The following is a 24,521-nucleotide window of genomic DNA, read 5'->3' on the forward strand; positions in this document are numbered from 1 at the left end:
GGTGACAGCACCGAAAGCACTCGACACTCCCCACGGACCCACGCGTATCCTCGCGCCCGAATTCCGAACCCCGACGGTCGGGATCGTCCTGACGATCACATTGGTCGCCTTCGAGGGCATGTCGGTCGCGGTCGTCATGCCGACGGTGGCGAAGGAGCTGAACGCGCTCAACCTCTACGGGATCAGCATCTCCGCCTTCCTCATCGCCAGCCTGTTCGCGAACGTGGTGGCGGGGCTCTGGTCGGACCGCCGCGGCTACCAGGCGCCGTTCCTGGCCGGGGTGGTGCTGTTCGTGGCGGGCATGGCGCTGGCCGGAGCGGCCCAGTCGGCCGTGCTGTTCCTCGTGGCGCGGGCCGTGCAGGGGCTGGGGGCGGGGGCCTCCATCGTGGCGCTGCTCGTGATGATCGCGCGGGTCTATCCGGCGGGGCTGCGGCCCAAGGTGTTCGCGGCCGTCTCCGCGGCCTGGGTGGTGCCCGCAATGGTGGGGCCGGCCGTGGCCGGGTTCGTGGCCGTGCAGTGGGGATGGCGCTACGTCTTCTTCGGGATCATCCCGCTGGTCGTGCCCGCGCTGGCGATGCTCGTACCCGCGCTGCGCATGCCCTCGTCCGAGGCGGAGCCGTCGCAGGGGCCGCGGTCGAAGCCGCTGGCGATGACGCTGGCCGCCACCGCCACGGCGGGCGGAGCCGGGGTGCTGCTGCACGGAGTGGACCGGCTGCACACGGATCCCGTGCCGGGAACCGTCGAGACGGTGGCGGGCCTCGCGTTCCTCGTCTACGGGCTGTACCGGCTGCTGCCGCCCAGAGCGCTGCGGTTCGGGCGCGGGCTGGCGACGACCGTGCTGATGCGCGGGTTCTTCTCGGCGGCCTTCTTCGGGGTGAACTCCTTCATCCCGCTGGCGCTGGAAGAGGTGAAGGGCTTCGATCCGACCTACGCGGGGATCGCGCTGACCACCGGGGCGCTGGGATGGTCCACGGGGTCGTACCTGCAGAGCAGGAAGGACGGGGAGGCGTACAAGAGGATCCGGCTGGGGGCGGGGTGCGTCACCATCTCGATCCTGATTTGTCTGCTTTCCGTCCTTCCTGGGGTGACCGGGTGGATCGCGGTGCCCGCCTGGATCGTGGCCGGGTTCGGGATGGGATTCGGCATGACCACGGTGAGCGTGACCGCGTTGAAGCAGTCGCCGGTGAACGAGCAGGGGGCGAACTCGGCCGCCCTGTCGGTCACGGACATGCTCGGATCCGCGCTTTCGATCGGGATCGGAGGTGCGCTGATCAACCTGATCGGGCATTCGCCCTCCCAGATCGCCACCGGGTTCGTCGTGATCTCGTTCCTCATGGCCGCCATCGCGCTGAGCGCCACCGCGCTCGCCGGACGCACCCGCTGAATTCCGCCTCTCCTGTCACAGCGACAACGGTTCTCCTGACCCTCGTCCCGAGGAGTGATAGGACAGCGGGACAGGGAGGTGCCATGGAGGATGATCGCCGCGTCTGGCCGCCTCAGCCCGGTCCGAGGCATCGCCGCACTCCTCCGCGATACACGTGGGGCCCGCCTCACGAGGAGGAGCCGCGGCGCGGGCGCGCGGGCCCCCTGGAGGCCGTACCGGACCTGGAGCCGGAGCCCGTCCGGGACTTCGAGCAGGTACGGCGGGAGCCGCATCCGCTCGACCTGCAGCCGGTACGCGGCAAGCCCCACCCGCTGGATCTCGAACCGGACGAGCCCTGGAACCCACGGATCCGCAGGACCGTGGAGAGCGAGGAGGACCCTTGGGACTCGCTACCCCCGTCCGCCCGGTTCCGCGGCTCTCCGGTGGATCCAGGGCGGCGCAGGCGCGTGGCAGGGCCCGCCTGGCGGCGATGGGCAGGTGTGACGGCGGCGGTGCTCGCCGGGGTTGGACTGGTCGCGGGGGCGAGCGCCGTCGCGCTGCGGATCACCGCGCCACCGGTGGAGACCGGCCGGCTGAGCGACTCGCTGGCCGGGGTGACGGTGACGTTGCCGGAGGGATGGCGCCAGGGGGTGGTGGCGCCGGTGACGGGGTTCACGTCGGTGATCAGGGACGATGGCGGCGGGCTCGTCATGGCCAGGCCGGTCCCCGGGCCCGTGGAGAACGCAGAGAAGGCCACGGCGGAGGCCGCGGAGCTGTACTCCAGGCTGCTGCTCAAGGGCGACCGGGTGACCGTCGTGGAGAACAAGGAACTTCCGGGAGGCCGCACGCGTGCGATGCGGGCGGAATATCAGGATGTGGCCAACCGGCCGGCGTTCATGCGAGTGACACTGCTCACTCGGGGCGGCGACGGTGTGCTGCTCGTGGGGCTGCTCCAACCCGAGGAAACCGCTCGCAGACAGGCGCTCGACGCGGTCATGGCGAGCATCCGATACGGATGAGAAACCTGCGAAAAGGACTGCCGCCAGGCCTGACCCGGCATGACGGTGGGGCGGCAGTCCGGTGAGCAGGTTTCTTGTCCGCCAGCCCTAGCACGTGGAGATGACGTTGGCCAGAATCCTCGGCTCACGGCACGTCTTGTCGGTGGGCCCGATTACCCTTGGGTCACTGTGAGAAAGCGAAGCACACGAACCCCAGAGGTGATGCGGTGAGCACCTTCGCCGCGTCCCACCTTTCGCCTTCCTATCCAGACCGAGCCGCGTGGGGCACCGCGCCCAAATTGCGTGCCTGGCAGCAGGAGGCGTTCGACCTCTACTTCAGGCGCGAGCCGCGTGACTTCCTCACCGTGGCGACGCCGGGCGCGGGGAAGACGACCTACGCCCTGCGGATCGCCAGCGAGCTGCTCGCCAACGGGGTGATCAGAGCGGTCACCGTCGTCACGCCCACCGAGCACCTCAAGCGCCAGTGGGCCGATGCCGCCAGCCGGGTCGGCATCGCCATCGACCCCGAGTTCAAGAACAGCCAGGGCGCCACCTCGCGCGACTACACGGGCGTCGCGGTGACGTACGCGCAGGTCGCCATGCACCCCGCCCTGCACAGGGCGCGCACGGAGGCGCGCAAGACGCTGGTGATCTTCGACGAGATCCACCACGCGGGCGACGCCAAGTCGTGGGGCGACGGCGTGCGCGAGGCGTTCGAGCCCGCCACACGCCGCCTCCAGCTGACCGGCACCCCGTTCAGGTCCGACGACAACCCGATCCCCTTCGTCGGCTACGAGGAGGACGGCGAGGGCCTCAAGCGCAGCGTCGCCGACTACTCCTACGGCTACGGCCCCGCGCTCGACGACGGCGTCGTGCGCCCGGTCATCTTCCTGGCGTATTCCGGCGAGATGAAGTGGCGCACCAGGGCGGGCGACGAGATCGCCGCGACGCTCGGCACACCGCTCACCAAGGACCAGCTCTCCCAGGCGTGGCGGGCCGCGCTCGACCCGAAGGGCGACTGGATCCGCCAGGTCATGCAGGCCGCCGACCGCCGTCTCACGGAGGTGCGCAGGGGCGTGCCCGACGCGGGCGGCCTGGTCATCGCCACCGACCACGAGACCGCCCGGGCCTACGCCCGCCACCTGCGCAACATCACCGGCGAGGGCGCCACGGTCGTCCTCTCCGACGACCCCGGGGCGTCGAAGAAGATCAAGGCGTTCGCGGCCTCGGAAGACCGCTGGCTGGTGGCCGTGCGCATGGTGTCGGAGGGGGTCGACATCCCCCGCCTGTGCGTGGGCGTCTACGCCACCTCCACCTCGACCCCGCTCTTCTTCGCCCAGGCCGTGGGCCGCTTCGTGCGCGCCCGCAAGCGCGGCGAGATGGCCTCGGTCTTCCTCCCCTCGGTGCCCACCCTCATGGGGCTGGCCAACGAGATGGAGGTGGAGCGCGACCACGTGCTCAACAAGCGTCCCCCGGAGGACGGGCTCGACGACAGCCTCCTCGAGCAGGCCAACCGCCAGAAGGACAATCCCGACGTCCTCGGCGACGAGCTCCCGTTCGAGACGATGGAGACGTCGGCGACGTTCGACCGGGTGCTGTTCGACGGTGGCGAGTTCGGCACGGGCGCGGAGGTCGGCTCGGCCGAGGAGGAGGACTTCATCGGTCTGCCGGGTCTGCTGGAGCCCGACCAGGTGGCGACGCTGCTGCGCAAGCGCCAGTCCGACCAGCAGGCGGCCAAGCGCAAGCAGGCGGTGGAGCCGGCGCGCGAGACCCTGTCGCCGCACGAGCAGATCGCGGAGCTGAGGCGCGAGCTCAACGGACTGGTGGGCGCGTGGAACCACCGCACGGGCCAGCCGCACGGCGTCATCCACTCGGAGCTGCGCCGCGCGTGCGGCGGTCCGCCGATCGCCCAGGCGACGGCGGAGCAGATCCGGGAGCGGATCGACACCATCCGCCGCTGGGCCACCCAGCGGCGCTAGCCGAGCTTTCTAGCGAGGGTTGCGGCCCATCTCCGGCCGCGGCTCGCGCTCGCCGTCCGGGCGGTGGTCCTCCGTCGTGGCCTCCGCCCGAATCCCGGCAATTCGGTTGTTGCTACGCTCCGTGACTCTGTGCGTTTGGCCACAGAACAGTGCCCTCCCGTTAGAAACTCAACCAAAGTGGCAACAACCACACTTGGCTCATCTCGGGATACGCAGAAGGACTTTGCCCATGTCGTCTGAGGCCACCAGAAAGCCGACGTTGAGCGTCACTTCCGGCCTCACTCGAAACGCAGTCATCGTCAGGCTCGAGGGCGAGCTCGACGTCAACGCGCTGTCGGTGCTGCGCGAGCACCTGGAGCCCCTCTGGGACCTGCCCCCGAGGCCCTTCCTGATCCTCGACCTGGGTGAGCTGCGGTTCTGCGACTCGATGGGGATGAACGAGCTCGTCGGCGTCCTGCAGCGGTGCGAGTCCAGGGGGACCAGGCTCCTGCTCGGAGGGGTCCAGGGCGTCATGTCCAGGGTGTTGTCGATCACGGGGCTGCGGCACGCGTTCGAGGTCTTCGCCCGGCTCGACGACGCGCTGCGCCTGGCGGTGGCCAAGGCCTGAGCTCAGGCGGGCGGCTTGCGAGCAAGGCCTGTGGCGTCGACCCGGTCGTCCCTTAGGAGGCCTGCTTCGGTATGCGTCGCCCCGTGCGCCCATCGGTCAGGACATAGCCCGATTTTGCGTGTATTGGAACCCTGAGTGCCGCTGTACCGCCTTTGACCTGTACGGGCAGCGTGAACGTGTGCTGGCGACGCACCGCGAGCACGGAGACGCGCCGGCCGATGCTCGGCCCTTCGTACAGCCAGACCAGCATCTTCCGCCCTTGCGTGCGCACGACGGCCTCGGCCGCCCGGCACTCGTGCGGGGTCGCCGCCCACGTCAGCATGATCTCCCGCCCCATCCGAGCGGACCGGGGCACCGGCACGCGCTCGTCGCAGGAGGGCTCGACGTGCGCCGCGACGGCATGGGCAGGGGGTGTGGACGGGTAGAGGGCGTCCATGGCGATCGTGCCGCCCTCCAGCAGCGCCACCGTCACGATCGCACCCACCCGCTCGACTGCGCGGCCCTTCACGAGCACCCACAGGCACAGGGGGCCGAGCACGAGCCAGGCCACACCCAGGGAGACGGCCAACATGAAAGTACCTCACACGAAAAAGGATTATGTGACTCTCCGTATTACTACGGCTCCGGAGAGGGTTCGCCCTCATGGATATCACATGACCTCAGCGTTGCCTATCATGTACGCATCGTGATCAGTGGCGCCGTGGGTGCGCCGGGTTACCGTAAAAGGGTGCCTGTAGCTGCCCGAGGGCATCAAGCACCAGGTCGCCGAGGCGGCCCGGGCTCACGGGATGTCCGAGGACGTCTACATCCGTGAGGCGATCATGCGCCCTCGGCGAGAAGATCGTCCTGGAGGGGCATCGGCCGCGGCTGCCGCTGTTCGACAGCGGCGATCCCAACTTCGCGAGCAGCGCAGACGAGGTGCCGGCCGGAAGGGCCGGCCGGGATGAGCTCGACTGATGCCCATTCTCGACATGAGCGGCGTGCTGGCGGCTGCCGACCACGCGTCGGACGCGCACCTGGCGGCCCGCAAGGTGCTCGACAGCGAGACGGGCGGACGATCCTGCCTGCTGACGCCGACTGATCACCCCACGACGGGCGCCCCCCGGAGGGTGGCGCCCGCGTCCTTCATCTCCGCCAGCGCCACCTCCGTGGTCGTGTGGGCCACGCCCGCCGTCAGGTCCAGCAACACCCGAACCGCCAGGCCGTTCTTCACCGCGTCGAGCGCCGTGGCGCGTACGCAGTGGTCCGTGGCGATCCCCACCACGTCGACCTCGTGCACCCCGCGCTGCCTGAGCCACTCGGACAGCGGGACCCCGTCGCCGGAGGAGCCCTCGAAACCGCTGTACGCGGCCGCGTACCCGCCCTTGCTGAACACCTCTTCCACGCCCGATACGTCGAAGGACGGGTGGAAGTCCGCTCCGGGGGTGCCGGCCACGCAGTGTGGGGGCCACGTCGAGACATAGTCGGGTTTGTTGGAGAAGTGGGCGCCGGGCGAGATGTGGTAGTCGCGGGTCGCCACCACGTGGTCATAGCCGTGCTCGGCCACGTGCCGGGTGATCGCCGCCGCCACCTCGGAGCCTCCGGTCACGGGCAGGCTGCCACCCTCACAGAAGTCGTTCTGCACATCGACGATGATCAGCGCGGTCCCCATAACCAGAACTCTAATAAGAAATCTGCTCATCAGCCCACCGCCCTGCCGCCGTGCCGGGTCAAGGCCGTTGCGGCGGTCCATTTAGCAGACTTCTCATTAGTACGTCAGGCAAACTCCGTGGGGATCGCCGCGTACCCCCTGCCGAGGTGGAGGGCTTCCTGGGGGAGGCTGGCGACGGCGTCCGCGTGGCGCTCGCGGGTCGCGGACACGGGCTCCCTGCCCACGACCTCACCGTCGCGCACCAGCTCGTGCAGCAGGGGGATGCCCCCCTCGGGGACCAGGCCGCCGGTGGTGATCAGCTCGGTCTCCACGTGGCCCCACTCGTCCAGCAGTCGGAACGCCTCCTTGCGGCCCCCGCGCGACGGTTTGCCCACCGAGCGCTTGGCCACGGCCTCCAGCTTGCCCGTGGCCGTCTCCCGCGCCACCAGCTTGTACACCAGGGCCGCCGTGGGGACGCCGGACCCGGTCACGAGGGAGGTGCCGACGCCGTAGCCGTCCACGGGGGCTGCGGCGAGCGCGGCGATGGCGTACTCGTCCAGGTCGGAGGTGACCAGGATGCGGGTGTCGAAGGCGCCGAGGGCGTCGAGCTGCTCGCGTACCTCCTGCGCGGCGGCGGCCAGGTCGCCCGAGTCGATGCGTACCGCACCCAAGTCCGGCCCGGCCAGTTCGAGGGCCGTGCGCACCGCCTCGGCCACGTCGTACGTGTCCACCAGCAGCGTCGTCCCGCGGCCGAGCGAGGCGATCTGGGCCTCGAACGCCTCCTTCTCCGAGTCGTGCAGCAACGTGAACGCGTGCGCCGCCGTGCCGGCCGTCGGGACGCCGTACACGTGCCCGGCCATCAGGTTGGAGGTGGAGGCGAACCCGGCGATGTACGCGGCCCGGGCGGCGGCCACGGCGGCGCCCTCATGCGTACGGCGCGAGCCCATCTCGATGATCGGCCTCTTGCCCGCCGCGTTGGTCATGCGGGAGGCGGCGGAGGCGATGGCGCAGTCATGGTTGAGTATCGACAGCGCGAGGGTCTCCAGCAGCACGGCCTCCGCGAACGTGCCCTCCACGATCATGATGGGAGAAGCGGGGAAGTAGAGGTCGCCCTCGCGGTAGCCGTAGATGTTCCCGGAAAACCGGTAATCGGCGAGAAACGCCAGAGTGGTGTCGTCGACGACATGGTTCTCGGACAGATAGGTGAGTTCTTCCTCACCGAAACGGAAGCGTTCCAGCTCGTCCAGGACACGTCCCGTCCCAGCGACAACCCCGTAGCGTCTGCCGCCCGGTAGATGTCTGGCGAAAACCTCGAAAACGGCGCGTCTGTTCGCGGCCCCACTCCGCAGGGCCGCCTGTAGCATCGTCAGCTCATAGTGATCTGTGAGCAACGCAGTGCTCATGGGCATCGTCACGACTCGAAGACTACGGCCCAGATAGGGCAGACTCGGGGATGTGGGTAGCACCGCTCCAATCGCCGTTGAGCGTCCGTCATCGGACGTCCGACCCGATCTGCCATGGGTGACCATCGTCTGGAACGACCCCGTCAACCTCATGTCCTACGTGACCTATGTCTTCCAAACGGTCTTCGGCTATACGAAGGAGAAGGCCGAGAAACTCATGCTGGACGTTCACCACAAGGGCAAGGCCGTCGTGTCCAGCGGCACGCGTGAAGAGATGGAACGCGATGTGCAGATTCTCCACTCCTACGGCCTGTGGGCGACGCTCCAGCCGGACTCGGTCAAGTGAGGCGGCGCGGGTGACATCGGGGTTCTCGCGAGGCAAGGGTGGCGGCGTCATCGCGGAGTTCGAGGCCGCGGAGGTCTCGTTGCTGCGCTCGCTCGTCTCGATGATGCTGGGCATCGTGGAGCCGGGGCAGACCAGTGACGACCCGCTGGAGCGGGCGCTGGGCATCGGAGGGGGCGAGGCGCCGTCCGACCCGGTGCTGGCCCGGCTGTTCCCCTCGGCATACGAGGACGAGCAGGAGTCGGCGGAGTTCCGCCGCTACACCGAGGCCACGCTGCGCGACGGCAAGCGGGCCGACGCCCAGACCGTCTTCGACACCGCGAAGTCGGGCCGTGCCGAGCTCACGCCCGAGCAGGCCCAGGCGTGGCTGCGCTCGCTCAACGACGTACGCCTCACGCTCGGCACGAAGCTCGACGTGACCGAGGAGGTCCACGACGAGATCGCCATGATGTCCGAGGACGATCCGCGTTACCCGGCCTACGTCACCTACGACTGGCTGACCTACCTCCAGGACAGCCTGGTCCGGGCGCTCTGGTAATTTCCGGGCATGCTGTCGATCTCGCAGGAACTGGCAGACAAGATCGTCGCCCATGCCCGTGCCGACCACCCCGACGAGGCGTGCGGTGTCATCGCGGGCAAGAACGGCGTTCCCGAGCGGTTCATCCCGATGGAGAACGCCGAGCGCTCGCCCACCTTCTACCGCTTCGACTCCATGGAGCAGTTTCGCGTCTGGCGCGGGATGGACGACCGCGACGAGGAACCCGTCGTGATCTACCATTCCCACACCGCCACCGAGGCGTACCCGTCGCGCACCGACGTGTCCTACGCCTCTGAGCCGGACGCCCACTACGTGCTGGTCTCCACACGGGACGAGGACAAGGTCGAGTTCCGCTCGTACCGGATCCTCGACGGAGTGATTACGGAGGAAGAGGTAAGGTTTCTCCCATGATGGTCAGGCCGGTGCAGAGCTTCCTCTTCGCGCATACTCCGGCTGTCGTCGTTTACGACTGTCGATGAGGAATCTGCCGTCTCACTGCCGCTACGGTCCTGACCGGGCAGGAGAGTAGGGCGGCGGCAGCAGTCTGAGCAGGTTTCTTATCGGAAGCCCCTGCCCGGAATCCCCCTTCAGCCGTCGGCGTTGCTGCCGATGGGACGACCTGACCTGAGGAGACTGAGCGCGATGGCCATCGAAGTTCGCATTCCGACCATCTTGCGTAATTACACCGGCGGCGCCAAGGCCGTCGACGCCGAGGGCGCCACCCTCGAAGAGCTGATCAGCAATCTTGAGTCCGCCCACCCCGGCATCAAGGACCGCCTGGTCGACGAGGGCAGCCTGCGCCGCTTCGTCAACGTCTACCTGAACGACGAGGACGTGCGCTTCCTGGGCGGCCTCGGTACGCCGCTGTCCGACGGTGACACGGTGACCGTGCTTCCTGCCGTCGCCGGCGGATGACATGCGGTTCGAATCACTGATCGACTCGGTCGGCCGCACACCGCTCGTCGGTCTGCCACGGCTGTCGCCCTCCGCCGACGTGCGGATCTGGGCCAAGCTCGAAGACCGCAACCCGACCGGGTCGATCAAGGACAGGCCGGCCCTCTGGATGATCGAGGAGGCCGAGAAGGACGGCAGGCTCACTCCGGGCTGCACGATCCTCGAGCCCACCAGCGGCAACACCGGCATCTCGCTCGCCATGTCGGCCAAGCTCAAGGGTTACAAGCTGATCTGCGTGATGCCGGAGAACACCTCGGAGGAGCGCCGCCAGCTACTGCGCATGTGGGGTGCGGAGATCATCTCCTCGCCGGCCGCGGGCGGCTCCAACGAGGCCGTACGCGTGGCCAAGGAGCTGTCGGCCGAGAATCCCTCCTGGGTGATGCTCTACCAGTACGGAAATCCGGCCAACTGGCGCTCCCACTACGAGACCACCGGTCCGGAGATCCTCGAGGACCTGCCCACCGTCACCCACTTCGTGGCCGGGCTCGGCACGACGGGGACGCTGATGGGGGTCGGCCGGTTCCTGCGCGAGCGGGTGCCGGGCGTGCAGATCGTCGCGGCCGAGCCGCGTTACGGCGAGCTGGTGTACGGGCTCCGCAACGTGGACGAGGGCTTCATCCCCGAGCTCTACGACGAGTCCGTGCTGACCACCCGCTTCTCCGTGGGCTCGGCCGACGCGCTGCGGCGCACGCGGGAGCTGCTCGCCTCCGAGGGCATCTTCGCCGGGGTCTCGACCGGCGCGGCGCTGCACGCGGCGCTGGGGGTGGCCAAGAAGGCGGTCACGGCGGGCGAGCGCGCCGACATCGTGTTCGTGGTGGCCGACGGCGGCTGGAAATACCTGTCCACGGGTGCCTACGAGGGCACTCTGGAGGAGGCCGAAGACCGCCTCGAAGGCCAGCTCTGGGCATGACCGACAAAGAAAGGCGGCCGGTCCGTGACCGGCCGCCTTCTCTTCGGCGTCAGTTGAACAGGACCCGCAGCGAGAACGTCGCCTCGCTGTCGGTCAGGCTGCCGCTCATCCCGACGGCCCGCAGCACCTGCGCGTTGGCCTTGTCGTCGCCCTCCATGGACTTGAGGTAGAGGTTCTCGACCTTGTCCAGGTCCACGTAGACCGCGTAGTTGGCGTCATCGGCATTGGCGATGGCGGTCTGGAACGTCTCCGAGTCGCCGAGTGTGCCTTCCCCGGCCAGCTGCTTGGCGTACTCGTCCGTCGTCGCGACCGTGAAGACGCCGTCGCCCTTGACCTTGGCGATCTGCGGCGCGCCCTTGCTCTGGGAGGTCAGCGCCTGCTGGACCTTGTCGACGATGGCCTGCGCCTTGGCCGGGTCGGTGACGACGCGCACGCCACCCTTGATCTGGTCGCCGTCCAGGCCCTGGCTGTCCACCGCGAGCGTGAAGTTCTGGCCGACGACCGTGGCGAGGTCGCCGGGCAGCTGCAGGCCGAGCTGGCTCTGGGCCTGCTCGATGAACTGCTTGATCTCCGTGCCGCCGGTCGCCGCGGCCTGCTTCTGGATCTGGGCCCACTGCTTGGTGACGATCTGGTCGAGGCCGGAGATCGACAGGGCGCCCGCCGTGGTGGCGGGCAGCGTGCCCAGTTCGGCCTTGGGCAGGTCGCCCTCGGGCGTCAGGCCCTTCGCGCCGCGCATGACACCGGCGAGCTCGACGTACGCGCTGTCGAAGCGCAGCGCGCCGGCGAACCTGGCGTCCTTGATCTGCTCGACGGCGGCGGCCTGGTCGGCCGGGATCTCCTTCTTGGCCAGGTCCATGAGCCCGCCCATGTCGGCCCAGAACGACAGCACGCCCTGCTCGCCGATCGCGCCCATGTCGTCGTTGAACTCGGTGTTGTCGGCCAGGCTGGTGTCGCTCTTCGCGAACTTGTCGGCCAGCTGCTGGGTCGAGCTGAGCAGCGCGTAGTCCTCGCGGAAGGCGAGGCCGTACTTGTCGCCCTTCAAGACCTTGGCGAGGCCGGCCTTGGCCTGCGCCTCGTCCTTGACCTGGATGGCCACCGCGAAGTCGGGCTCCTCCTTGCCCGAGGGCACGGCGGAGAAGCCGACCCTGCTGCCCAGCCAGGGGTCGACGTCCTTGGCGAAGTCGATCTTGGAGTCGGAGTCCTCGTTCAACATGCCGAAGATCGCCTTGCGCGGGTCCTCGCCGGTGAAGGTGTCCTTGGTCATCGTGAACTTCCTGGCCACCTGGAACAGCGCCAGCTTCTGGTTCGCGGCCGGGTCCAGGTCGAGCCGGACGTAGGCGATCGAGTTCGCGGGCAGGACCTCGTTCGGCTGCGTGCCGCCGCCCCCGATGGCTCCGACGGCCCACACCGCGCCACCGCCGAGCAGGATCACCGCGAGCGCCGCGGCCGCGGCGATGATCCACGTCTTGCGGCCCTTCTTGGCGGGCTCCGCCGGGCCGAAGCCCTCGGGGCCCTGCTGCTGCCAGCCGCCCTGGGCGTACTGGTCGTGCTGCCAGCCCTGCTGCTCCTGCTGCCAACCTTGGCCCTGCTGCCAACCCTGCTGCGGCTGCTGTTGCTGCTGCCAGCCGCCCTGTGCCTGCTGCTGGCCGTAAGAGGGCTGCTGGCCGTAAGGGGTGCCGTAGGAAGGCTGCTGCTGCCCCTGGGACTGCTGAGGGTTGTACGGCTGCTGCTGGCCGTAGGACGCCTGCTGCCCGTACGTCCCCTGCTGTCCGTAAGGCTGCTGGTAGGGCTGCTGCGGCGGGTAAGGCTGGCCCGAAGCCGAGGGGTTGTACGCCGTGGTCCGGTCAGGATCCTGGCCGTAGGGGGGATTATTCGCAGACATCACTCAACTCACAATGGGGACTTTAGACCTCAAAGAAGTTAGCTGATGTTGCTAGAGCGGCGCTTGCAATGTACTGAAGTGAGATTTCAGACCCGGGTGAGCTCCTTTCTCAGCGCGCTGATGTGGACCTCGCCGCCGCCGTACTCCGCGATGCACTCCCACGGCACAAACGTGCAGCACGCATAGGCCAGGCGGGACAAAATCCGGGAGAGCCATTCGGGGCGGTCATCGCGTTCGCGGGTGAGGCCCAGCAGCAGCGGTGCGCGCAGGCTCGAGACGACGAGTCCGTAGACGGTGTGGCTCTGTTGCAGCTCCCCCTTGTGTTTGACCACTCGGATGTCCACGACATGGCCGACCCACACCCCATTGGAGTCCCAAACGGACTGACCGATGAGTTCGGTGACACTCGACATGATCGAACTTTCTCAGCCGAATCATGTTTTCGCAGGTAGGCGCGCTGATAGCGGGATGCACTAGAGTATGGCTCCAGAATAGTGTTCTGGATTTGAGGCGGGCGTGGATGACCAAGTTCGACGAGGCGACGCAGGCGATCAAGGTCGATGAGGGCACGTACGACGTTTGTCTCGATCCCGGATACGCCATCGGCGGCCCGCTCAATGGCGGTTACCTGATGGCCGTGATACTTCGCGCGGCGGTGGACGCCTCTCCGTTCGAGCACCCGGTGAGCACGACCGCGCAGTTCCTGAAAGCACCGGTCGCCGGCCCCGCGCAGGTCAGGATCGAGCCGCTCAAGGCGGGCAGGACGGCCGCGTTCGCCAGGGCCACGCTCGTGCAGGACGGTATGGCGCACATCGAGGGCCTGATCACGACGGCCACGCTGAACGGGGCCGAGCCGGTCTTCGAGGAGCCGGCGGACGACATGCCGGGCCGCGATGAGTGCGTCAAGCTCCCCGACCCCAAGCCGGAGTCGGGCATGACCCTGAACGCCCAGATGGAGCTGCTCTTCGACCCGCCCACGATCGGCTGGCTGAAGGGCGAGCCGACCGGCAGGCCGGAGTCGCGGGCGTACTTCAGGATGGCCGAACCCCAGGAACCAGACCCGTACGTGCTGGCGCTCGCCGTCGACGCGCTGCCGCCCGTGGTGTTCTCCGCGGGCGCGCGGGGCTGGGCGCCGACCGTGGAGCTCACCTGGCACCTGCGCGCGCTGCCCGCGCCCGGCTGGCTCACGCTGCTCGGCAGCGGCCGGCTGATCTCGGACGGCTGGTTCGACGAGGAGGTCGAGGTACGTGACTCCGCGGGCCGCCTCGTCGCCCAGTCGCGCCAGCTGGCCCGGGTCGGAAGAGGCTGACAACTACGAATGTGAGGATTCTTACGCAGAGTTGATCGCGCAGGTCGCCTACCCTCTAGAGCGTGCCGGACACGAGTATTGGGATCTTCGACAGCGGGGTCGGCGGCCTGACGGTCGCTCGCGCGATCATCGACCAGTTGCCCCACGAGTCCATTACGTACGTGGCCGACACGGCCCGCCAGCCGTACGGGCCGAAACGCATCGCGGAGGTCCGCGCCTACGCCCTTGAGGTGATGGACCACCTCGTCGAGCACGGCGTCAAGATGCTCGTGATCGCGTGCAACAGCGCCAGCGCGGCAGTGCTGCGTGACGCGCGTGAGCGCTACGACGTGCCGGTCATCGAGGTGATCCAGCCCGCCACCAGGCGCGCGGTGCGAGCCACCCGCACCGGCAAGGTCGGCGTGATCGCGACCAGGGCCACCATCGACTCCATGGCCTATCACGACGCCTTCACCGCGGCGCCCGACGTAGAGCTCACCGGCGTGGCCGCCCCACGCCTGGTGGAGTACGTCGAACGAGGGGAGACGATGAGCGACGAGCTCATCAAGGTCGTGCGCGAATACCTGGAGCCCATCAGGGCCGCGGGGTGCGACACCCTCATCCTCGGCTGCACCCACTACCCGCTGCTCACCGGCGCGATCTCCTACGTCGTGGGCGACGGGGTCACGCTGGTCTCCAGCGCCGAGGAGACGGCCAAGGACGTCTACCGGATCCTGCACGACCGCGATCTGGCGGCGGGAGGCGAGGCCACCCCCCGGCACCGCTTCCGCGCCACCGGCGACTCCCTGCTCTTCGCCCGGCTCGGGCGGCGTTTCCTGGGCCCGGAGATCGATGTGGTCGAGGTCGCACCAGTGGGGGGTACTACCTTTAACGGCCGCGACGCGGAAAAGGAGCCCACATGAAGGTGACCATCGTCGGATGCTCGGGCAGCTTTCCCGGGCCCGACAGCCCCGCGTCCTGCTACCTCCTCGAGGCGGACGGGTTCAGGATGTTGCTCGACTTCGGCGGCGGGTCGCTCGGTGCGCTCCAACGCCACATCGGCCTGTACGACGTGGACGCCATCTGCCTGTCCCATCTGCACGCCGACCACTGTCTCGACATGTGCGGCTATCACGTGGCCCGCACGTACGGGCCCGCGGCGCCGTACCCTCTGGTGCCCGTCTACGCGCCCGCCGACGCGCCGCGCCGGCTCTCGGCCGCGTACGGCATGCCGGAGGAGCCGGGCATGGAGACCGCCTTCGAGTTCGTGCCGCTGGCGCCGGGCTCCTTCGAGATCGGGCCGTTCACGCTGACCGCGGGGCTGGTCAACCACCCGGTCGAGGCGTACGGCTTCCGCGTGTCCGAAGGCGGCAGGTCCGTGGCCTACTCCGGCGACACCGGCGAGTCCAGCGAGCTGGTGAAGCTGGCCGCGGGCGCCGACCTGATGCTGTGCGAGGCGTCGTTCGTCGAGCGCCCCGGCCTGCCTCCCGACCTGCACCTGACCGGCCGCCAGGCGGCCGAGCACGCCGCCAAGGCCGGCGTCGGCCGGCTCGTGCTCACGCACCTCGTCCCGTGGAACGACCAGAGGACCGTGCTCGAGCAGGCTACGGGAGGTGGCTTCGCGGGCCCGCTCGAGCTGGCCCGCAGCGGCGCGGTCTACGACCTGGCCTGAACCTCGTTGAAGTCACGCATGCGGGGGAGCGGCGAGAACAGCAGCGGAAGGAACGCCAGCAGCCTGCCCGCCATGAAGACCCACAGGGCCTCCCGCACGCCGATCTGCTGGGCGACGAGCCCGCCGAGCAGCGCGCCCAGCGGCATGATGCCCCAGACCATGAACCGCACCGACGCGTTGACCCGGCCGAGCAGGTGCTCGGGGGTCACGGTCTGCCGGTAGGTGATCTGGCCGACGTTCATCAGTGTCGCGCTCCACGAGAGCGCCATCGAGGTGATCGCGAAGCACACCACCCGCCAGTCGGCCTGCGTCATCGGCATCAGCAGGCCGAAGGGGGAGGCCACGCTGACGGCCAGCCAGGTCATCCTGGCTATGCCGTACCGCCTGGACAGCCAGCCGGCGGTCAGGCCGCCGATCAGGCCGCCGACGCCGCCGGACATGAGCAGCAGGCCGACGACGCCGGGGGCCAGCTCGACCTCGTCGGCCAGGAATAAGACCGACAGGCCGAGCACGGCGCTGACGCACAGGTTGACGGCCGCCGTGGAGGCCACGAACATGCGCATCAGCCGGTCCTGCCACACGTACGCGAGACCCTCGCCGATGCCGCGCAGCAGCGAAGTGTGCTCGGTGATCGCGGGGGGCTTGTCGGGCGCCTTGATCGAGCCGAGGAAGAGCACCGAGCCGAGCGAGCCGAGCGCGGTGGCGATCAGCGTCAACGGCGCCCCGATCAGCTGCACCAGCGCGCCCCCGATGCCCGGCCCCGCCAGGAACGCGCCCGAGCGGACCACCTCGAGCTTCGAGTTGCCGTCGCTGAGCTGCCCCGTGCCGACCAGCTCCGGCAGGTACGTCTGGTCGGCGACGTCGTTGAAGACCTGGCTCGCGCCCGCCAGCAGTGCGACCACGAACATCATGCCGATCGACAGCAGCCCCAGCTGGGCCGCCAGCGGGATGCTGCCGAGCAGCAGGAACCTGGCCAGGTCGGTGACCATCATCACGCGGCGCTTGCGCATCCGGTCGACCCATACCCCCGCCGGCAGGCCGATCAGCAGGAACGCCGTCGTCTGCAGCGCTGACAGCACACCGACCTCAGCCGGACCGGCGTGCAGTGCGAACACGGCCACCAGCGGGAGCGCCACACGTGAGATATTCGCCCCAAGTTCGTCCGCGACATGCGAACTGAGGAACCGGAGGAAGTCAGGGTTTCGCAACACCCCCGTTGTCATTGCGTAAGGATCCATGTGGCGGACACATTTGGTCAAGAGTGTCGTGGCACGGAGATAGGGTGATCTGCATGTCCAGACAGGATGGCCGCAACCCTGACCAGCTACGCAGCATCACCATCACCAGAGATTGGCTGGCTCATGCCGAAGGTTCGGTGCTGGTCGAATTCGGCAACACGCGGGTGTTGTGCGCCGCCTCGGTCCAGGACAGCGTGCCCCGGTGGCGCAGAGGCAGCGGCCAGGGATGGGTTACGGCCGAATACGCCATGTTGCCCAGGGCGACCAATACTCGTAACGATCGCGAATCGGTTCGCGGCAAAATCGGCGGCAGGACCCACGAGATTTCCCGGCTGATCGGGCGCTCGCTGCGGGCCTGCGTCGACTACAAGGCGCTGGGCGAAAACTCCATTTTGCTCGACTGCGACGTGCTGCAGGCCGACGGCGGCACCAGGACCGCCGCGATCACCGGCGCCTACGTCGCCCTCGCGGACGCGATCGCCTGGATGCGCGAGCGCCGGATGTGCCCGGGCGACCCGCTGATCGGCTCGGTCGCGGCCGTCTCCGTCGGGGTGGTCGGCTCGGTGCCGATGCTGGACCTCTGCTACACGGAGGACGTGGCCGCGGAGACCGACATGAACGTCGTGATGACCGGAGAGGGCAGCTTCGTCGAGGTGCAGGGCACCGCCGAGGGCGCCCCGTTCGACCGCGCGGCGCTCGACCAGCTCCTCGACCTGGCCGTGACCGGCTGCGAGGAGCTCACGCTGATCCAGCAGGAGGCTCTGAGCTCATGAAGATCGTGCTGGCCACCCGCAACGCGGGCAAGATCGCGGAGCTGCGCCGCATCCTGGCCGGCTTCGACATCGTGGGGCTCGAGGAGTTCCCCTCGATCGGCGAGGTCGCCGAGACCGGGCTCACCTTCGAGGAGAACGCACTGCTCAAGGCGCACGCCGTCGCCCAGGGCTCGGGGCTGCCCGCGGTCGCGGACGACTCGGGGCTCTGCGTCGACGTGCTGGGCGGCATGCCGGGCGTCTTCTCCGCCCGCTGGTCGGGGCGGCACGGCGACGACCAGGCCAACCTGGACCTGGTTCTGGCGCAGCTGTCCGACGTGCCCGCCGACAAGCTGACCGCCCAGTTCGCCTGTGTCGCCGCGCTGGCGCTGCCCTCGGGGGAGAGCCGGGTCGTCGAGGGCCTGCTGCCGGGCCACCTGGTCACCTCGCCGCGTGGGTCCAACGGGTTCGGCTACGACCCGATCTTCGTGCCCGACGGCGAGGAGCGCACGACGGCCGAGCTGTCGGCGGAGGAGAAGGACGCGATCAGCCACCGGGGGCGGGCCTTCCGTGCGCTGGCGCCCCTCGTGCGAGAGCTGCTCAGCTCGTAACCATCGCGTAAGAACCGTGTGGCGCCGGGCGGCGTAGCGTCGAGTTGTGCAGAGGAATTCGGTGGCGCCCGCCTGGGCCGGGGCCCTGGTGGGGCTGGTGTCCGGGGGCGTGGCCCTCGGAGTGGCCCAGCTCGTGGCCGCGCTCGTCGGGCCGGAGACGTTCCCCGTCGTGGCCGTGGGCGATGTGGCAGTCGATCTGTCGCCTGCTCCTTTGAAGGAGTTCGCGATCACGACGTTCGGCGAGAACGACAAGTCGGTCCTGGTCGGGGGCGTCCTGGTGGTGCTCGCCGCCGTCGCGGCCCTTATCGGGGTGCTGTCCCTGCGGCGGCTCGCCTACGGCTTCGCGGGGCTGGCCGCGTTCGGCGCGGTCGGCGCCATCGCGGTGCTCACCCGCCCCGACGCCGGGGTCCTGGACGTGCTGCCGACCGTGATCGGGGTGGCCGTCGGCGCGTGGACGCTCTCCTGGCTGGTACGGCGGGCGACGGGCGAGCGCCGTACCGCCGCGTCGAGCGGCGCGGCGGCCACCGTCGCTGGGCCCAGTGACACGAGGGCCGACGACGTGGAGCGCCCCGTCGTGATGCGGGCAGGAGATGACCTGCGGGCCTTCGACAGGCGGCGGCTGCTGACCGGCGCCGCCGGTGGGGTGGTGGTCGCGGGAGCGGCCGCCGTGCTGGGACGGCAGCTCGGCGGGCGGCAGGTGGTGGACTCCGCACGGGTGGGCGTGGCGCTGCCCAAGCCCGTGACGCCTGCCAAGCCCATTTCGGCAGGCGCCGACCTCCGCATCAAGGGCCTGTCGTCATTTATCACGAGAAACCAGGACTTCTACAGGGTGGACACCGCGCTCATCGTCCCCCAGGTGGACCCCCGCGACTGGAAGCTGCGCATCCACGGCATGGTCGACCGGCCGGTGGAGCTCACGTACGCCGAACTGCTCGGCATGCCGCTCACCGAGGCGGACGTCACGCTCACCTGCGTCTCCAACGAGGTCGGCGGCCCGTACGCCGGCAACGCCCGCTGGCTCGGCGTCCGCATGGCCGAGGTGCTGCGCAAGGCCGGCCTCCAGTCCGGCGCCGACATGCTCCTGTCCACCTCCGCCGACGGCTTCACCTGCGGCACGCCGGTCGACGTGGTCATGGACGGCCGCGAGGCGCTGTTCGCGATCGCGATGAACGGCGAGGCCCTCCCCGTGGACCACGGTTTCCCCGTGCGCCAGGTGGTGCCCGGTCTGTACGGGTACGTGTCGGCCACCAAGTGGGTCGTGGACCTCAAGGTGACCAGGTTCGACCAGGACGAGGCGTACTGGACGCCGCGTGGCTGGGCGGCCAAGGGGCCCATCAAGACCCAGTCGCGGATCGACGTGCCCAATTCGGGCGATTCCCTGAAGGCGGGGCGCACCACGATCGCCGGAGTGGCGTGGGCGCAGCACACCGGGGTGGACGCCGTGGAGGTGCGGGTCGATCGCGGGGAGTGGCGGCAGGCGAGGCTGGCCGAGGTGCCCGGGCCCGACACCTGGCGGCAGTGGTCGATCGACTGGGACGCCGCTCCCGGGCGGCACACGATCGAGGTGCGGGCGACCGACGCCGCCGGGCGCACCCAGACCGAGCAGGAGGCCCCGCCCGCGCCGGACGGCGCGACCGGCTGGCACACCATCACGGTGCAGGTGGCCTAAGCCCCACTTGTCCCTGTTTCCGCAGGTACGGCGGGTGGTTCTTGCGGAGAATCTTGCCGACTTCCCCTCCCTGCCACGGCGACGCCTCTACCATCGGTCGTCAAGCATGACAGGAGGCAGGCCGTGTTCCGCGAGCGCAAGCCGGGCGTCCGAGACGGGCAGTACAACCCCCTGGTGGCGGAGGGGGCGCGGTGGCTCGACTACGAGCGCGCCGCCGAGACCGATGCCGTCACGGACGACTCCTACCCGGAGGGCCCGGCCACCTCAGAGGCCGGCGATCCTCTGTCCGACGGTCCTCTGCTCGACGGAGATCTCCCAGCCGACCGCCTCGACGCCGATCAGGGGGACTGGTTCGACTGGCCGTACCGGCCGCCCAGGCTCGCCGACTCCCGGCCGTACGGGGTGCCGGGCGGGCTCGCGCGGCCCGACCCGCAAGTTGAGCGGGACCTCGCCGAGGCGCTGCGGCCCGGCGACCGCTTTCCCGACCCGCGCGGCACCTGGGTGCGGCTGGTCAACGGCGGCGGGGCCGCCGACGACCCGTTCAGGGCCTCCAACGCCGCCGACTGCGCGCTCGCCGTGCTGTCCACCTGGCACGGCGAGCCCGCGGCGGCGGCACCCAGATTTCCCGAGTACGACGGGATCGGCCGGCCGCTGCTGACCGGCGAGCAGGGCAGCCTGGCCAGGATCGAACGGTGGGTGGGCCACCGCTTCCAGTACGCGGGGCAGGGGCGGCACGCCTACCCGATGATCGCGCGGCGGCTGCTCGACGCCGGCCACGGGGCGAGCGCCGTCATCGTGGTGCGCTGGCCCGGCGGCGGCTCCCACGCCTGGAACGCGGTCAACGCCGACGGCGAGGTGATCTGGATCGACGCTCAGCGGGGGCACATGTCCGTCGAGCCGCCGTACACGACGGTGACCGGCGTCTTCTGCGTGATACTCGACCGGCGGGGGCGGCCGCGATGAACCTGGATCAGGCCCGGGCGATAGCCGAGGAGTACTTCAACGGGGTGCGGCCGTACGACGAGGCTGTGCCGGTGGGGGTGTACGGGTTCCATGACGGTTATGTCGCCTGGATGCGTGATCTCGATCTCGACGACCCGGCGAGCCTGCCGGAGACGATCGGAGGCGGGTGCATCGTGATCGACCGCGCCACGGGCGAGGTGGTGGTCCGGCCGCTCCTCGACCCCGAGACGGTCGCCGACCTCTGGCCCGGCCGCACACCCCGCTGACCTCCTGGAAGGCCGGCCGCATCTGGGGAAGGCCGGCCGCCCGCCCGCTGATGTCCCGCGTGGGAAGGCCGGGCGCCGCCCCCATGAGACGCCCGACCAACTTCGCTCCCTCTTTCCGTGTTTTTCGCTTTTATTCGGCTACAGGGCTTTTCGTCCGGATCAGCCGGTGGCGAGGGAGCCGACGATCGAAGCACGGGCCGCACGGCGGGCCGGGAGCACGGCGGCCAGCATTCCGGCCACCCCCGACAGCACCACGAAGAGTGCGATCTGACCGACAGGTGCGGAGAAGACGGCGCCGTCCAGCATCGCCCTGATGGCGGCCCACCCGAAGGCGCCCCCGAGCACGACGCCCACCAATGCCCCGATCAGCCCGAGCACCAGCGCCTCGATCGACAACATCCGCCGCAACTGCGGCCTGGTCAGGCCCAGCGCCCTCAGCAGCGCCGACTCCCTGGTCCGTTCGTGGACCGACAGGGAGAGCGTGTTCGCGATGCCCAGCAGCGAGATCAGGATCGCCAGCCCCAGCAGCCCAGTGATGATCATGAGCAGCATGTCCAGCGTCTCGTCGAACTGGCCGCGTACCTCCGTCGAGCTCGTCACCCGCACCGTTGGATAGGCCGCGACGGCGGCGTCGACCACCTTGCGGGCCTGCTCGGGCGGCACGCCGTCCCTGACGTTGATCAGGACGCGGGAGTCGGGCACGGCCTCGAAGTACGTGTCGAACGCCGTCTCCGCGACCGTGACCGGCGGCAGCGACGACTGGGTCCCGTCGAGCAGCGCGACCACCTTCAGGGAGACGGTCCCGGCCTTCCGCGTCTTGAGCGATATCGACTCGCCGAGCCGTATACCGAGGTTGCCGGCCACCGCCGCCTGTCCGGGGCCGAAGGCCTTCATGGAGCCGGTGGTGACATACGGGTCGATCGGGCCGCTGAATGTGCCGACGTCGAGCCGCCTGCCCGCGACCGTGGCCTTGGCCTCCCGGATCTGCGCCACGGACGCCAGCTCGGGCCTGCCGCGCAACTCCGACGCCACGGACCTGGGGATGACGGAGTCGCGTTCCTGACTGGCCAGCAGGTAGTCGATCGGGAACTGGTCGTCGAGCTTGGCCGTCATCGTCAGCCTGGTGGACGCGGTGACCACGGAGATCAGCGTCATGAGCGTCACGCCGATGGTCAGCGCGATGGTGGTGGTCGCGGCCCGCTTCGGGTTGCGGCCCGAGTTGTCCACCGCCAGCCGCCCCGGCACCCCGAACAGCTTGCCCGGGATCCATCCGACCAGCGCGCTCATCGGCTTGACCAGCACCGGGCCCAGGATCAGCACCCCGAGGAACGTCAGCGCGCCCCCGGCCATCACGACCAAGAGCGAGACCTGCTCGCCGGGCTGGAGCACGAACGCGCCCACAGACGTGGTGGCGAGGCCCGCCACCAGGAAGAGCGTGGAGAACAGGGCGCGCAGCAGACCGGCACGGAACGTCTGCTCCTCGACCTGGCTGCGCAGCGCGGCGATCGGCGCGACCCTGGTGGCCGACCTGGCGGGCAGCAGCGCCGCGCACACCGTGACCACCACGCCGACGGCCAGGCCGGCCGCGATCGTGGCAGGGGTGAGCGTGACGGCCGCGTCCGTGGGCAGCGGAGCGTCGAGCGCGCTCAGAACGGTCAGCGTGAGCGAGGCCAGGCCGTACCCGATGGCCAGGCCGAACGCGGAGGCGAGAGCGCCGACCAGGGCGGACTCCAGCAGGATCGAGCCGAACACCTGCCCGCGCGTGGCGCCGATGCACCGCAGCAGCGCCATCTCCCTGGTGCGCTGGGCGACGAGGATGTTGAAGGTGTTGTAGATGACCAGCGCGGCCACCATCATCGCCACGACGCCGAACATCAGCAGGCCCAGCGTGAGCGTGCGGGTCTCCACCCCCGCCGCCCTGGCCAGGTCGTCGGCCAGCTCGCCGCCGGTCTTGACCACGTACGCGCCGCCGACCGCGGCCGCGACGGCCTGCTTCAGCCCGGGAGCCGGGCCCGCGACGTCGATCTCGCGGTAACCCTTCGCGCCGCTCATCCGCTGCGCGGTGGCCGCGGTGAAGCCGACCGCTCCGGTGTAGGAGAGCTCCTGGTCCACGCCGGGGTCGAGCAGGCCGACGAGCTTGAACTGGTGCCGGCGCTGCCGGTCGTCGAGCACTGTGATCGTGTCGCCGACCTGGAAGCCCTGGGCCTTGGCGGTGTTCTTGTCGAGCACGGCGGCCTGGTCGTCGGTTCCGGGACCGGTGCCCGAGACGATGTCGGTGCGGTCGAGCGGGCCCCGGACGATGGACAGGGCGGTGGTGGGGGCGTTCCCGGCGGTCTTGCCGTCCTTGCCGAGCACGGGCGCGGAGGCGCGGATCAGGCCCTGCGCCTCGGCCACGCCGTCCAGCGCGCGTATCTGCTCAAGGACCCGCTCGGGCAGCACGGCGTCCGGGCCCTTGGGCAGCACGGCCACGTCCACCTTGGCCGCGTCGGCCGTGACCCGCTGCGCGAACCCGGCCTGCACGGTGTCGTTCAGCACGAACGTGCCCGCGATGAACCCCACGCCGAGCATGATCGCCAGCGAGGTGAGCAGCAGCCTGAGCTTGTGCGCGCGCAGCCCGGCCAGTGCCGACTTCAGCACCTCACGCCTCCAGCTTCACGAGCATGTCCAGCACGGACTGCGGCGTCGGCGCAGTGATCTCGGTGACCAGCTCGCCGTCGCGCAGGAACACCACGCGGTCGGCGTACGAGGCGGCCACCGGGTCGTGCGTGACCATGACGATGGTCTGGCCCAGCTCGCGTACGGAGGTGCGCAGGAATGACAGGACCTCGGCGCCGCTGCGGGAGTCGAGGTTGCCCGTCGGCTCGTCGGCGAAGATCACCTGAGGCTTGCTGATCAGCGCCCTGGCCACGGCCACACGCTGCTGCTGGCCGCCGGACAGCTCGGCCGGCTTGTGCGAGAGGCGGTCCTTCAGCCCCACGGTCTCGATGACCCGGTCGAACAGCGGCTGGTCCGCCTGGCGGGCGGCGATGTCCAGCGGCAGGCGGATGTTCTGCTCGGCGGTGAGCGTGGGCAGCAGGTTGAACGCCTGGAAGACGAATCCGATCCGCTCGCGCCGCAGCAGCGTGAGCTGCCGGTCGCTCAGCCCGGTCAGCTCCACGTCGCCGATGTGCACGGTGCCCGACGTGGCGGCGTCGAGCCCGGCCAGGCAGTGCATCAGCGTGGACTTGCCCGAGCCCGACGGGCCCATGATGGCGGTGAACGCCCCCGTGGCGAAGGACACGTCCACCGCGCGAAGGGCGTGTACTTGGGCGTCGCCCTGGCCGTACACCTTGGTGAGATCTCTGGCCACCACCGCGGGTGGGGCTTGGGTGAGCGTCACATTCATGCGCTTCACGCTAGGAGTGGAAAGTTCAGGATTTATGGGCCCTGTGGATGGACTTTGTGTAGGCCTCCAGATG

At 69.5% G+C, this 24,521-nt stretch carries 26 protein-coding genes; 18 read left to right on the forward strand and 8 right to left on the reverse strand.

The annotated features are described in order from the left end of the window. The first annotated feature begins 1 nt into the window (after position 1). From ACQPWU_RS10680 to ACQPWU_RS10695, 4 genes are all read left to right on the forward strand, one after another. Positions 2-1,384, forward strand: a complete 1,383-nt coding sequence (locus ACQPWU_RS10680) for an MFS transporter (protein WP_433438698.1) — start codon at positions 2-4, stop codon at positions 1,382-1,384. Between the two features lie 83 nt (positions 1,385-1,467). Then, positions 1,468-2,382: a hypothetical protein gene (locus ACQPWU_RS10685; RefSeq protein ID WP_433438700.1), complete on the forward strand. Its 915-nt coding sequence runs from the start codon at positions 1,468-1,470 to the stop codon at positions 2,380-2,382. 206 nt (positions 2,383-2,588) lie between these two features. Continuing rightward, positions 2,589-4,340 (forward strand): DEAD/DEAH box helicase, encoded by a 1,752-nt coding sequence (locus ACQPWU_RS10690; RefSeq protein WP_433438702.1) that lies wholly within the window; start codon positions 2,589-2,591, stop codon positions 4,338-4,340. Between the two features lie 229 nt (positions 4,341-4,569). Beyond that, on the forward strand, positions 4,570-4,947 hold the full coding sequence (locus ACQPWU_RS10695) for an STAS domain-containing protein (RefSeq protein ID WP_433438704.1): 378 nt from the start codon (positions 4,570-4,572) through the stop codon (positions 4,945-4,947). Positions 4,948-4,999: 52 nt separating this feature from the next. Here ACQPWU_RS10695 and ACQPWU_RS10700 read toward each other — a convergent pair whose 3' ends face one another. Then, positions 5,000-5,518 carry a hypothetical protein gene (locus ACQPWU_RS10700; RefSeq protein WP_433438706.1) on the reverse strand — a complete coding sequence of 173 codons (519 nt, stop codon included), beginning with the start codon at positions 5,516-5,518 and terminating at the stop codon, positions 5,000-5,002. Positions 5,519-5,757: 239 nt separating this feature from the next. On the opposite strand from ACQPWU_RS10700, the gene ACQPWU_RS10705 reads away from it, so the two are divergent. Continuing rightward, positions 5,758-5,904, forward strand: a complete 147-nt coding sequence (locus ACQPWU_RS10705) for a hypothetical protein (RefSeq protein ID WP_433438708.1) — start codon at positions 5,758-5,760, stop codon at positions 5,902-5,904. Positions 5,905-6,028: 124 nt separating this feature from the next. Here ACQPWU_RS10705 and pncA read toward each other — a convergent pair whose 3' ends face one another. Both pncA and ACQPWU_RS10715 read right to left on the reverse strand, forming a co-directional pair. Further along, positions 6,029-6,598 carry a pyrazinamidase PncA gene (gene pncA, locus ACQPWU_RS10710; RefSeq protein ID WP_433438710.1) on the reverse strand — a complete coding sequence of 190 codons (570 nt, stop codon included), beginning with the start codon at positions 6,596-6,598 and terminating at the stop codon, positions 6,029-6,031. A gap of 104 nt (positions 6,599-6,702) precedes the next feature. Next, positions 6,703-7,986, reverse strand: coding sequence for a nicotinate phosphoribosyltransferase (locus ACQPWU_RS10715; protein WP_433445182.1), 1,284 nt, complete (start codon positions 7,984-7,986; stop codon positions 6,703-6,705). Positions 7,987-8,032: 46 nt separating this feature from the next. Here ACQPWU_RS10715 and clpS point away from each other — a divergent pair, with 46 nt between their 5' ends. The 5 genes from clpS to ACQPWU_RS10740 all read left to right on the forward strand — a co-directional run bounded on the left by clpS (position 8,033) and on the right by ACQPWU_RS10740 (position 10,725). Then, complete coding sequence (gene clpS, locus ACQPWU_RS10720; RefSeq protein ID WP_090935661.1) at positions 8,033-8,326, forward strand: ATP-dependent Clp protease adapter ClpS; 294 nt, start codon at positions 8,033-8,035, stop codon at positions 8,324-8,326. Between the two features lie 10 nt (positions 8,327-8,336). Beyond that, entirely contained in the window at positions 8,337-8,861 is a 525-nt protein-coding gene (locus ACQPWU_RS10725) for a DUF2017 domain-containing protein (protein ID WP_360690051.1), read from the forward strand. 9 nt (positions 8,862-8,870) lie between these two features. After that, entirely contained in the window at positions 8,871-9,272 is a 402-nt protein-coding gene (locus ACQPWU_RS10730; RefSeq protein ID WP_433438713.1) for a Mov34/MPN/PAD-1 family protein, read from the forward strand. 231 nt (positions 9,273-9,503) lie between these two features. Further along, a complete protein-coding gene (locus ACQPWU_RS10735) occupies positions 9,504-9,776 on the forward strand; it encodes a MoaD/ThiS family protein (RefSeq protein WP_360690047.1) in 273 nt (90 codons plus the stop codon). A gap of 1 nt (position 9,777) precedes the next feature. After that, positions 9,778-10,725, forward strand: a complete 948-nt coding sequence (locus tag ACQPWU_RS10740) for a PLP-dependent cysteine synthase family protein (RefSeq protein WP_433438715.1) — start codon at positions 9,778-9,780, stop codon at positions 10,723-10,725. Between the two features lie 49 nt (positions 10,726-10,774). Here the strand turns inward: ACQPWU_RS10740 and ACQPWU_RS10745 are convergent, their stop codons facing one another. Both ACQPWU_RS10745 and ACQPWU_RS10750 read right to left on the reverse strand, forming a co-directional pair. Then, on the reverse strand, positions 10,775-12,607 hold the full coding sequence (locus ACQPWU_RS10745; RefSeq protein ID WP_433445183.1) for a DUF3352 domain-containing protein: 1,833 nt from the start codon (positions 12,605-12,607) through the stop codon (positions 10,775-10,777). Between the two features lie 86 nt (positions 12,608-12,693). Further along, on the reverse strand, positions 12,694-13,020 hold the full coding sequence (locus tag ACQPWU_RS10750; RefSeq protein ID WP_360690043.1) for a hypothetical protein: 327 nt from the start codon (positions 13,018-13,020) through the stop codon (positions 12,694-12,696). A 107-nt stretch (positions 13,021-13,127) separates the two neighbouring features. On the opposite strand from ACQPWU_RS10750, the gene ACQPWU_RS10755 reads away from it, so the two are divergent. The 3 genes from ACQPWU_RS10755 to ACQPWU_RS10765 all read left to right on the forward strand — a co-directional run bounded on the left by ACQPWU_RS10755 (position 13,128) and on the right by ACQPWU_RS10765 (position 15,567). Beyond that, a complete protein-coding gene (locus ACQPWU_RS10755; protein WP_433438717.1) occupies positions 13,128-13,916 on the forward strand; it encodes a thioesterase family protein in 789 nt (262 codons plus the stop codon). A gap of 62 nt (positions 13,917-13,978) precedes the next feature. Further along, a complete protein-coding gene (gene murI, locus ACQPWU_RS10760) occupies positions 13,979-14,818 on the forward strand; it encodes a glutamate racemase (protein ID WP_433438719.1) in 840 nt (279 codons plus the stop codon). Continuing rightward, a complete protein-coding gene (locus ACQPWU_RS10765; RefSeq protein ID WP_433438721.1) occupies positions 14,815-15,567 on the forward strand; it encodes an MBL fold metallo-hydrolase in 753 nt (250 codons plus the stop codon). The genes murI and ACQPWU_RS10765 overlap by 4 nt, the downstream gene beginning before the upstream one ends. On the opposite strand, the gene ACQPWU_RS10770 is transcribed toward ACQPWU_RS10765, so the two are convergent. Beyond that, the gene (locus ACQPWU_RS10770; RefSeq protein WP_433438723.1) at positions 15,552-16,805 is read right to left on the reverse strand and encodes an MFS transporter; all 1,254 of its coding nucleotides are present in this window, start codon (positions 16,803-16,805) and stop codon (positions 15,552-15,554) included. The two genes, ACQPWU_RS10765 and ACQPWU_RS10770, sit on opposite strands and share 16 nt — an antisense overlap. A 53-nt stretch (positions 16,806-16,858) precedes the next feature. Here ACQPWU_RS10770 and rph point away from each other — a divergent pair, with 53 nt between their 5' ends. From rph to ACQPWU_RS10795, 5 genes are all read left to right on the forward strand, one after another. Further along, positions 16,859-17,578, forward strand: a complete 720-nt coding sequence (gene rph, locus ACQPWU_RS10775) for a ribonuclease PH (protein WP_433438725.1) — start codon at positions 16,859-16,861, stop codon at positions 17,576-17,578. After that, a complete protein-coding gene (gene rdgB / locus ACQPWU_RS10780; protein WP_433438727.1) occupies positions 17,575-18,165 on the forward strand; it encodes an RdgB/HAM1 family non-canonical purine NTP pyrophosphatase in 591 nt (196 codons plus the stop codon). The genes rph and rdgB overlap by 4 nt, the downstream gene beginning before the upstream one ends. A gap of 46 nt (positions 18,166-18,211) precedes the next feature. Beyond that, positions 18,212-19,834: a molybdopterin-dependent oxidoreductase gene (locus tag ACQPWU_RS10785; RefSeq protein ID WP_433438729.1), complete on the forward strand. Its 1,623-nt coding sequence runs from the start codon at positions 18,212-18,214 to the stop codon at positions 19,832-19,834. Positions 19,835-19,957: 123 nt separating this feature from the next. After that, positions 19,958-20,797, forward strand: coding sequence for a toxin glutamine deamidase domain-containing protein (locus ACQPWU_RS10790; protein WP_433438731.1), 840 nt, complete (start codon positions 19,958-19,960; stop codon positions 20,795-20,797). Then, a complete protein-coding gene (locus ACQPWU_RS10795; protein ID WP_433438733.1) occupies positions 20,794-21,063 on the forward strand; it encodes a hypothetical protein in 270 nt (89 codons plus the stop codon). The genes ACQPWU_RS10790 and ACQPWU_RS10795 overlap by 4 nt, the downstream gene beginning before the upstream one ends. A 159-nt stretch (positions 21,064-21,222) precedes the next feature. Here the strand turns inward: ACQPWU_RS10795 and ACQPWU_RS10800 are convergent, their stop codons facing one another. Then, entirely contained in the window at positions 21,223-23,700 is a 2,478-nt protein-coding gene (locus ACQPWU_RS10800; RefSeq protein WP_433438735.1) for an ABC transporter permease, read from the reverse strand. A 1-nt stretch (position 23,701) separates the two neighbouring features. Beyond that, positions 23,702-24,448, reverse strand: a complete 747-nt coding sequence (locus tag ACQPWU_RS10805; protein WP_433438737.1) for an ABC transporter ATP-binding protein — start codon at positions 24,446-24,448, stop codon at positions 23,702-23,704. Between the last annotated feature and the right edge of the window lie 73 nt (positions 24,449-24,521).

This window comes from Nonomuraea sp. CA-141351, assembly GCF_050944675.1.
Taxonomy (GTDB): domain Bacteria; phylum Actinomycetota; class Actinomycetes; order Streptosporangiales; family Streptosporangiaceae; genus Nonomuraea.